Genomic DNA, 9,398 nt, shown 5'->3' with positions numbered 1-9,398 from the left:
ATGGAGCACGTGATCGTGGGCTCCCGGCGCTATCTGGAGGTCACCGCGCGGGCGAACTTCTTCGTCAACGACGTCAACTGGCCCGGCGCGCTGGCCAAGCGGCCCGGCAGCGTGCACATCCACACCCACCAGGGCACCCCGCTGAAGTACATGGGCGCCGATCTGCTGGACAAGCCGGGCGCCCGGCTCGGCTTCGATGTTCCGCAGATGCTGCGCCGGGCCGACCGCTGGGACTACAGCCTGGTAGCGAACCGCCACTCCGAGCTGGTCTGGGAGCGGGCCTACCCCTGCCACTTCACCTCGGTGCGCACCGGCAGCCCACGCAACGACGTGCTGGTGAACGGCGGCGACAGTGACTTCCGGCAGCGCTACGGCATCCCGGAGACGGACACCGTGGTGCTGTACGCGCCGACTCGCCGGGACTACCGGCGTACCGGGCACGTGGACCGCGTCGACCTCGCCCGGTTCGCGGCCGACCTCGGCGCGGGCCACACCCTCGTGGTCCGGCTGCATCCCTCGCTGGCGAACGGTCCGGCGCGCGGGATGGGCCTCACGGAGCTGGCCCGGCGCGGGATCGTGGTCGACGCGACCGACGAGCCGCACGTGGCGGACGTGCTGCTCGCGGCGGATGTCCTGGTCACCGACTACTCGTCGGTGATGTTCGACTACGCGAACCTGGACCGGCCGATCGTGGTGCACGCCGACGACTGGCCCGCGTTCACCGCGAGCCGGGGCGCCTACGTCGACATCACCGCCGAGGCGCCGGGCCATGTCGCGTGCTCCTACCGGGAGTTGGCCTGGCTGTTCGCCTCGGGGTGCTGGCGGGACGAGGAGTCGGCCCGGCTGCGGGCGGGCTTCCGGGCCCGGTACTGCGAGTTCGACGACGGCCGGGCCGCCGAGCGGGTCGTACGGACGCTGCTGCTGGGCGAGCCGATGCCGGAGCCGGGCGCGGTACGGATCCCGGAGCAGGCGTCCGAGCGGGACGCGCTTACGTCTGCGTAAGCCGGACGGAAACGCGAGGGTGCCGGCCCCTGCCGACGGGGACCGGCACCTGGTGTGCCACTCGGTCGGTCACTCGACTACTCGATGATCTCGATGAACTCGATGACTTCGACTACTCGATGACAAGGTCGACGTCGATGTTGCCGCGGGTGGCGTTGGAGTAGGGGCAGACCTGGTGGGCGGTCTCGACCAGCTTGCGGCCGGTCTCCTGGTCCACGGTGTCGGGCAGTTCGACGCGCAGCGTCACCTTCAGCCCGAAGCCCTCGCCCTGCTTGCCGATGCCGACCTCGGCGGTCACCGCCGCGTCGCTGACGTCGACCTTCGCCTGCCGGCCGACGAGGCCGAGGGCGCTGCCGAAGCAGGCCGCGTATCCGGCGGCGAAGAGTTGCTCGGGGTTGGTGCCCTCGCCGTTGCCGCCCAGCTCCGCCGGCGGGGCCAGCTTCAGGTCGATCTTGCCGTCGGAGGAGACGGCGCGGCCGTCCCGGCCGTGGGTGGCGGTGGCGACTGCGGTGTAGAGCGCGTCCATGGTGACCCGTCCTTCTCGATCTTCTCGTCGATCTTCTCGATGCGGTGTCCGTTGCGGGCTTGCGAGTACAAGTAGAGCACACAATTAAGTTGTGCACAATCAAATGGCTCGCAAGAGCTACCCTGGTTCCCATGACCGCATCGCCCTCCTTGCCCTCCTCACCCTCTTCACCCTCCTCCGCCGCCGACGCCGAGTGGCTCCGCCTGGACCGGCAGATCTGCTTCTCGCTGCACGCCGCGTCCCGCGCGTTCAACGGCGTCTACCGCGTGATCCTCAAGGACCTCGGGCTCACCTACCCGCAGTACCTGGTGATGCTGGTGCTGTGGGAACAGGACGAGCTGCCCGTCAAGGCGCTCGGCGAGCATCTGCGGCTCGACTCGGGCACGCTGTCCCCGCTGGTCAAGCGGCTGGAGGGGGCGGGTCTGGTGCGCCGGGAGCGCAGCGCGCAGGACGAGCGCTCGGTACGGGTCCGGCTCACCGAGGAGGGCGCGGCTCTGCGCGAGCGGGCCCTTCAGGTGCCGCGCCGCATCATGGGCGCGACCGGCTTCGACCTGGAGGGGATCGCCGACCTGCGCGAACGCCTCGACCAGCTCACGACGGCACTGGACGCGGCGGCGGTGGCGGAAGCGGGACGCGAGGCGGGCCAGGGCCTGTCCGGCGGATCAGGTCGCAGTACATCGGCGGCGCCTCATCAGCGCAGGTGAGCGGGGCAGGTGCGGCCAGCTGCACGGCGGAGGAGGCAGTCGACGCGATGGGGGCGCCCCCGCTCCCTCAAGTCAGCGCGGGAGGGCGCGCCGACCCCATGTCTGCGACAGGATCCGCCGGACAGGCCCTAAGCCGACGCGAGCGTGGCACGCCCGGGCAGCAGACCGGAGGCGAGCGAACCAGCGGCGAGCGGACCAGCAGACAGCGGACCGGAGGCGAGAGCACCGGAGGCCAGCGAACCGGCGGACAGCGAACCGGAGGCGAGAGCACCGGAGGCGAGCGGACCAGCAGACAGTGAACCAGCGGACAGCGAACCGGAGGCGAGCGGACCGGCGGGGAGCGGACCGGCGGGGAGTGGACCGGCGGGGAGTGGACCGGCGGGGAGTGGATGGATAGGAGGTGGATCGACGGGGGGTGGATGGATAGGGAGTGGATGGATAGAGGGTGAATCGACGGGGAGTGGATTGCGGACGTACAGCCGTACTGCCGTCCTGTCCCGCAGGATCGGCTCCTGCCCGGTGAAATCACGGTTCAGCACGGCGAGTTTGGCCCGCTCGACGGGACTGCGCGGGATCCAGTGCCCGGCGAGCAGATCCTGGTCCGCCACGACCCACACCCGGTCCAGCCGCCCCAGCCGCCGCCGCACCTCACGCGGCCCGGCCTCGCGCCCGTAGAGGGTCCCCGACTCGGCCGGCCCCGCCGCCAGCGCCACATCCCGCACCCCGCGGAACGCCCGTGGATAGGCGAGGGCCACATTCCGCACATCGTCCGGCAGGAACACCACCGCGTCCCCACCCGCCAACTCCCGCCCCACCACCCGCGAGACAGCCCCCAGATCATCGGCCCGAGTGCCGGGGTCCCGATCGGCCCGGAGAAGCGGCAGCTGATGCAGAAAGCCGAGCACGATGGCGAGAACACCGGTGAGGGTGACGAGAGGGGGCTGCGGGAGGAGGTGCAACTGGGGGTGCCCTTTCGGCGCGGTGGGCGCACGACGGCCGCCGAGCCGCAGCCGCCCCACCACCCCGGCCACCCGCTCCGCCCCCGCCGCCACCACCAACGGCGCCCCGCTCAACGCGTACAGCACATACCGGTCGACATACAGCGGCGAGACCTGGGACACCAGCATCAACACCGCAGGGGGGACCACCGTCAACGGCAACGCCACCCCCGCAAGGGTGACTTCCCCCCGCCGCGCCAGCCCCACCAACCCCACCAGGGCCAGCCCCAGACACACCTCGTACACCCCGCCCGCCGGCCCGAGAAACCCCCGCAGCAGCCCTTCCGCCGTATCAGCCGTAGGCCTTCGCAACCACGCCACCTGCGCCGCCTGCCCCCGCGACACGAACACCATCGGCAACAGCGAGACCACGACCCCACCGGCCGCACATCCCCAACCCCGCCACACCCTCACCCTCTCCGCCCGGGCCAGCGCCAGCGACCCCGCGTGGGCGCACAGCAGCAGCACCGCGAACTCGTGCAGCCAGCAGGTGAGGCCGAGGACCGCGCCGTACGCCCACCAGTCCCGCCGGGTACCCCCCTGCACGGCCCGTACGAACAGCAGCGTCGCACCGGTGGCCCCGGCCGCGACCAGGGCGTACGAGCGGCCCTCCTGCGCATAGTGACCGGCCATCGGCGCACCGGCGTAGAGCAGCCCGGCCCACAGCCCGACGCGCGGCCGGGCCAGCCGGGTGCCGAGCGCCGCCACCAGCCCGGCCGTCACCGCCGCCGCACACACGGAAGGCAGCCGCAGCACCACCTCGCCGGGGTGGACGGCGAGGACGGCGTGCATGAGGAGGTAGTACAGACCGTGTACGGCGTCCACGTCGTGCAGCAGCAGCCAGATCTGCGGCACCGTACGCCGCCCGACCTGGAAGCTGACGGCCTCGTCCCGCCACATCCCGTCCCGGTCGAGCCCCCAGAGCCCGACCGCGAGCATCACCAGCGCGGGCACGCCCACGGCGACCCGGCGGCGTGTCCGGGCCCGCCTGCTCTCCGGCACGTGCGTCGCCCCATCGGCCGGTACGACGGCTGTCGCTGCGGCCGCCCCGCGAGACTGCGGTTCCAGAGGAAGCCCGACGTTCACCACGGCCCGTTCTTGTACGATTAACCAACCTTTTAACGGCCATTACGGCGTATCGAAGTCGATACATCATCCGCGCCGCTTAGGCTCCCATGCGATGAACCGTCTCCGTGTCACCTCCGGTCCGGTCCACGCCCTCGCCGCTCTCTGGCTCACCACGCGTGGCCTGATGCTGTGGCTGCTCCTCCACGACAGCCCCGCGCTGCTCGGCGGCGGCTCGGTGGCGGGTGAGGTGTCGCGGCTGTACGCCTCCTGGTACGGCATCCTCGTACACGGTTCCTTCCCGACGCACGACACCCTGTGGCAGTACCCGCCGGGCGCGGGCGCGGTGCTGCTGACGCCGGGCCTGCTGCCGTGGCTGACGTACTTCCAGGCGTTCGTGATGCTCACGCTGGCCACGGACGCGCTGGTCACGGCGGCCCTGGTGCGCTCGGGCAGGCGGCCCGGGCGCAGCCTGCTCGGCGCGGCCCTGTGGACGGCCGGTCTGCCGCTGCTGCTGCACATCCCGCTCGCCCGCTACGACGTCCAGGTCACCGCCCTGGCCGTGCTCTCCCTGCTGGCGCTCGGCCGCTCGCCGCGCGCGGGCGGGGTGCTCGCGGCACTGGGCGCGCTGGTGAAAGTGTGGCCGGCGCTGGTGCTGCTGGGCACGCCCCGGGGCGGGCGACGCGCGGGGCGTGGGGGTGGGCGGCCGGCGCCGGGTTCGCCACGCTCGCCTTCTTCGCCGTGTCGTTCGAGCATCCGCTGTCCTTTCTGCGGGAGCAGGGCGGACGCGGGGTGCAGATCGAGTCGCTCGGCGGTACGGCGCTGAGCCTGGCGCGGCACGCCGGCTGGTCGGGCGAGACGCGCTTCCAGTACGGCGCCGTCGAGCTGGTCGGCCCGCATGTGCACGCCGTCGCCACCGCCTGCCTGGCGCTGACGGCCGTCTCCTTCGCGCTGCTGGTGCTGTGGCGGGTGCGGGCGCGGCACTGGAGCGAGGCCACACCGTTCGACGCGGCGCTGTGCGCGGTGCTGCTGTTCACGGTCACCAGCCGGGTGATCAGCCCGCAGTACATGATCTGGCTGGTCGGCCTCGCCGCCGTGTGCGTGGCCTCGCGGCACACCAGTCAGCGGCCGGTCGCGGCGCTGGTCCTGGCGGCGACCGCGCTGACCACGCTGGAGTTCCCGATGCGCTACGGCGATGTGATCGACGGCACCTGGACCGGGTGTCTGCTGATGCTGGCGCGCAATGGGATCCTGGCGGCAGCGGCTGTGCTGTCGTTCGTCCGGTTGTGGCGAGCGACACGGCCGGATGGAAAGAGCGTGCCAACGACGGAACCCCGACCCGGTTCTGACCGCCTTCCGAACCATGCGCTAAGTTTTTCTTAACATCAGCTTTCCAAATATTCTTAACAGCGTATTACCGAGCGTTCCTACGCTCCCGGCCCGTGGACCCGATGCGACCAGACCCGTCCGACACACCCGACACACCCGGTACAGCAGGCGCCGCCGAATCACCTTCCGATCCGGCGGGCGCCGCCGAATCGCCGCGCGCGGCGCGGGTCGGTGTCATCGTCATCGGCTACAACGACCGCGCTCATGTGGGCGACGCCGTGCGTTCGGCGCTGGCCCAGGGGCCGGCGGTCGCCGAGGTCATCGCCGTGGACGACTGCTCCACGGACGGCAGCGCCGAGCTGCTGGACCGGCTGGCCGCCGACGAGCCCCGGCTGCGGGTGGTGCGCCGGGAGGTGAACAGCGGCGGCTGCGGCAGCCCGCGCAACACCGGGATCGACGCGCTGACAACGCCGTACGTGATGTTCCTGGACAGCGACGACGTGCTGCCGCCCGGTGCGGTGGACACGCTGCTGGCGGCGGCCACGGGAGCGCACGCCGAGGTCGCGAGCGGGCTGTGCGTGCGCCGGGAGCTGCCCTCGGGGCGTGAACAGCCCTGGCAGGAGCCCCTCTACACGGCGCACACCGTCCTCGCGGGCCCCTCCCAGCGCCCGCGCCTGGTCCACGACACGCTGTGCGTCAACAAGCTGTACCGCACCGACTTCCTGCGCGAGCACGGCATCCGCTTCCCCGACGGCCGCTTCCTCTACGAGGACATCGTCTTCACCGCGCGCGTGCTGGCCGCCGGCCCGCGCATGGCGCTCATACCGGACCGGGTGTATCTGTGGCATGTGCGCAGGTCCGCCGAGCAGTTGTCGCTCTCGCTGGACCGGGATCGCATCGACAACTGGAAGGCGCGCGTCGAGGCGTGCACGCTGGCGTACGACATTCTGCTGAGCGCTGGGCAGAAGGAGCTGGCGCGGGCGGTGCGGGCCAAGTTCCTCGACCACGAGGTGCGGATGTACACGCGCGAGCTGGGGTTGCGCGACGCGCACTACCAGCGCGCGTGGTGGGCGCGCACCCGGGAGTACCTCGCGCACTACGACGCCGCCGACTGGGAGCTGAACCCGGGCGCCCCGGGCCGGCTGCTCGCTCGGGTCGTCCTGGAGTCGCCCGAGCCCCGCGACCTGCCGCGCATGCGTGAACTGGCCGCGCGCCCGGCGCGCCTCCTGCCGCCCTACGCCCGCACCCCCGACGGCGTCCCCGTCTGGTCCGAGGACCTCCCCCAGGTCACCCTCACGCCGTTCCTGACCCGCCCGATCGCCAAGCTCCCGCTCGCCGTCGAGGCGGAACTGCAGCCACGCGCGCGTGCCTCGCGTCTGCTCCTGCGGCTGCACGAGATGTACGGCAGGGTGGCCGAGGCGGAACCGCGCGAGGTGGACGTGGAGTGGCAGTCCCGGGACGATGAGCGCACACGCGGGCGCACGACGGTGCCGCTCACGCCCTCCGGCGCGGGGACGGACCAGGTCAGCTGGTCGGCCGAGCTGCCCGTCGACCTGGGCGTGCTGGGCGCGGGCACCTGGGACCTGCAGCTGACCGTACGCTTTACGGACGGCGCGGAGCGGGACGTCACGGCGCACGCCCTGACGGGCGCCGGCCGGCTCAGCAGGCGCGCCGTTCCGAGCGTCCGGCACGGCGTGCTCCTGGTACAGCCGTACGCCACGCACTCCGGCGCACTCGCCGTGCGCGTGGCAAGCGGCGTGCGCGGGGTGGTACAGGTGGCACGCAGCCGGCTGCGCCGACTGCTGCACTGAGAGAGCCCCGCTGCACTGACACACACGGGGACCGACTGACGAGGAGACGGGCCGCACAATGACCTGGCTGATCACCGGCGGTGCCGGATACATCGGGGCACACGTCGTACGGGCGATGACCGAGGCGGGAGAGCGCACGGTCGTCTACGACGATCTGTCCACGGGCGTCGCCGAGCGCGTACCGGCGGAGGTCCCGCTGGTGCGCGGCTCCGTCCTGGACGCGGACCGGGTGGCCCGCACGCTCGCCGAGCACGAGATCAGCGGGGTCGTCCACCTGGCGGCGAAGAAGCAGGTGGGCGAGTCGGTGGAGCGCCCGCTGCACTACTACCGGGAGAACGTGGAGGGTCTGCGCATCCTCCTGGACGCGGTGACGCGGGCGGAGGTCCCGTCCTTCCTCTTCTCCTCCTCGGCGGCGGTCTACGGCATGCCGGACGTCGACCTGGTGACGGAGGAGACCCCCTGCGAACCGATGTCCCCTTACGGCGAGACGAAGCTGGCCGGAGAGTGGCTGGTCCGGGCGACGGGCAAGGCGACCGGCCTGTCCACCGCGTCGCTGCGCTACTTCAACGTGGCCGGCGCGGCGGGCCCGGAACTGGCCGACACGGGCGTGTTCAACCTGATCCCGATGGTCTTCGAGAAGCTCACCGAGGGCGCGCCGCCGCGCATCTTCGGCGACGACTACCCGACGCCGGACGGCACCTGTGTGCGCGACTACATCCACGTGGTCGACCTGGCCGAGGCCCATGTCACCGTCGCCCGTGCGCTGGCCTCCTCCCCCGGCACCGACCTGACCCTCAACATCGGCCGCGGCGAGGGCGTCTCCGTGCGCGAGATGATCGACCGCATCAACGCGGTCACCGGCTACGACCGCCCGCCCGTCGTCACCCCGCGCCGCCCCGGCGACCCCGCGCGCGTCGTCGCCTCGGCCGACCGCATCGCCACCGAGCTGGGCTGGCAGGCCAAGTACGACGTCCAGGACATGATCACCTCGGCCTGGGAGGGCTGGCTCCGCCACCACCCGGAGGCGGCCCGCTCGTAGGCAGCGCCGATGGACACGGCGGGGCCTTTCGAGAGGCCCCGCCCGCGGGTGATCCGTGGCTGACCGCGCCCACGCGGCGGAGCCGCATATCGATACAGCCCCGCGCCCCTCGGGGAACTGCGGCGTCGTCCCAGCGCAGTCATGCCTCCCCCAGTGCTTCAAAGGCCTGGGGGACCCCCAGCCACACCCCCGCGCGCCCTCACAGCGCCTTGAGCGCCCCTGCCGTAGCCCGGGCAAGCATCTCCAGGTAGCCCTTCGGCAGCTTCGGGGAGCGGATCACCACCGCGCGCCAGTACACGGGGCCCGAGATCAGGTCGAGCGCGAGGTCGGGATCCACACCCGCGCGCACCTCCCCCCGCGCCTCCGCCGCCGCCACGATCTTGCTGGCCACGCCCTCCTGGCCGTCCCGCAGGGCCTTCTGGAAGGCGTCGGCGATGTCGGGATTGCGGGCCGCCTCCGCTTGCAGGTCGGGGATGATCTGCGAGGCGACCGGGTGGCGCAGGGCGCGGGACGTGACCTCGTAGAGCAGGCGCAGGTCGCCTTCCAGGGAGCCCGTGTCGGGGACCGGGAGGCCCAGGACCGCCATGGCCGAGACGACGTCCAGGACGAGGTGCAGCTTGGAGCGCCAGCGCCGGTACACCGCCGTCTTGCCGACACCCGCCCGCCGCGCGATGCCCTCGATGGACATCCGGGCGTAGCCGACCGCCGCGAGTTCCTCGAAGACCGCCCCGCGGATGGCTTCGGTCACATCCTCCCGGAGTACGGCGGCCCCCGCAGGGGTCCGGCGGCGCTGGGGCGTCCGCGGCTCGTCGGCGTTCGTCGTCATGACGCACAGCATAGGCCGTGACGACGATACGGTTGCGTTCCGACGTCGATTGGTTCTACGCTCCCGTTGCGACGATACGGTCCCGTTCCGGCGTAAGA

Annotated in this window: 7 protein-coding genes and 1 pseudogene; 5 read left to right on the top strand and 3 right to left on the bottom strand. The window is 72.0% G+C overall.

The annotated features are described in order from the left end of the window. A partial coding sequence (locus tag M878_RS75465; RefSeq protein ID WP_023550094.1) for a CDP-glycerol glycerophosphotransferase family protein occupies positions 1-1,002 on the top strand: 1,002 nt, incomplete at its 5' end. A gap of 112 nt (positions 1,003-1,114) precedes the next feature. On the opposite strand, the gene M878_RS75460 is transcribed toward M878_RS75465, so the two are convergent. Next, positions 1,115-1,528, bottom strand: coding sequence for an organic hydroperoxide resistance protein (locus tag M878_RS75460; protein ID WP_023550093.1), 414 nt, complete (start codon positions 1,526-1,528; stop codon positions 1,115-1,117). Between the two features lie 131 nt (positions 1,529-1,659). Here M878_RS75460 and M878_RS75455 point away from each other — a divergent pair, with 131 nt between their 5' ends. Beyond that, on the top strand, positions 1,660-2,232 hold the full coding sequence (locus M878_RS75455; protein WP_051430117.1) for a MarR family winged helix-turn-helix transcriptional regulator: 573 nt from the start codon (positions 1,660-1,662) through the stop codon (positions 2,230-2,232). A 128-nt stretch (positions 2,233-2,360) separates the two neighbouring features. Here the strand turns inward: M878_RS75455 and M878_RS48885 are convergent, their stop codons facing one another. Next, positions 2,361-4,169, bottom strand: a complete 1,809-nt coding sequence (locus tag M878_RS48885; RefSeq protein WP_209445656.1) for a glycosyltransferase family 39 protein — start codon at positions 4,167-4,169, stop codon at positions 2,361-2,363. 241 nt (positions 4,170-4,410) lie between these two features. On the opposite strand from M878_RS48885, the pseudogene M878_RS75450 reads away from it, so the two are divergent. The 3 genes and pseudogenes from M878_RS75450 (at position 4,411) to galE (ending at position 8,474) form a co-directional block, all read left to right on the top strand. Beyond that, positions 4,411-5,678 (top strand): annotated as a pseudogene (locus M878_RS75450) (glycosyltransferase 87 family protein). Positions 5,679-5,746: 68 nt separating this feature from the next. Further along, a complete protein-coding gene (locus M878_RS75445) occupies positions 5,747-7,435 on the top strand; it encodes a glycosyltransferase family 2 protein (protein WP_023550088.1) in 1,689 nt (562 codons plus the stop codon). Positions 7,436-7,493: 58 nt separating this feature from the next. Beyond that, entirely contained in the window at positions 7,494-8,474 is a 981-nt protein-coding gene (gene galE, locus M878_RS75440) for a UDP-glucose 4-epimerase GalE (protein ID WP_023550087.1), read from the top strand. A 199-nt stretch (positions 8,475-8,673) separates the two neighbouring features. Here galE and M878_RS75435 read toward each other — a convergent pair whose 3' ends face one another. Continuing rightward, on the bottom strand, positions 8,674-9,300 hold the full coding sequence (locus tag M878_RS75435) for a TetR/AcrR family transcriptional regulator (protein ID WP_031225776.1): 627 nt from the start codon (positions 9,298-9,300) through the stop codon (positions 8,674-8,676). Positions 9,301-9,398: the final 98 nt, after the last annotated feature.

The sequence above is a fragment of the Streptomyces roseochromogenus subsp. oscitans DS 12.976 genome, from assembly GCF_000497445.1.
Classification (GTDB): Bacteria; Actinomycetota; Actinomycetes; order Streptomycetales; family Streptomycetaceae; genus Streptomyces; species Streptomyces oscitans.
Note: the sequence above shows the minus strand (reverse complement) of the source record. Positions and strands in the feature narration are given on the sequence as shown.

Bases quoted from the DNA above. Each gene is read 5' to 3' on its own strand.
- M878_RS75460 (WP_023550093.1), bottom strand. From the start codon at position 1,528: ATGGACGCGCTCTACACCGCAGTCGCCACCGCCACCCACGGCCGGGAC.
- M878_RS75455 (WP_051430117.1), top strand. From the start codon at position 1,660: ATGACCGCATCGCCCTCCTTGCCCTCCTCACCCTCTTCACCCTCCTCC.
- M878_RS48885 (WP_209445656.1), bottom strand. From the start codon at position 4,169: ATGCTCGCGGTCGGGCTCTGGGGGCTCGACCGGGACGGGATGTGGCGG.
- M878_RS75445 (WP_023550088.1), top strand. From the start codon at position 5,747: ATGCGACCAGACCCGTCCGACACACCCGACACACCCGGTACAGCAGGC.
- galE (WP_023550087.1), top strand. From the start codon at position 7,494: ATGACCTGGCTGATCACCGGCGGTGCCGGATACATCGGGGCACACGTC.
- M878_RS75435 (WP_031225776.1), bottom strand. From the start codon at position 9,300: ATGACGACGAACGCCGACGAGCCGCGGACGCCCCAGCGCCGCCGGACC.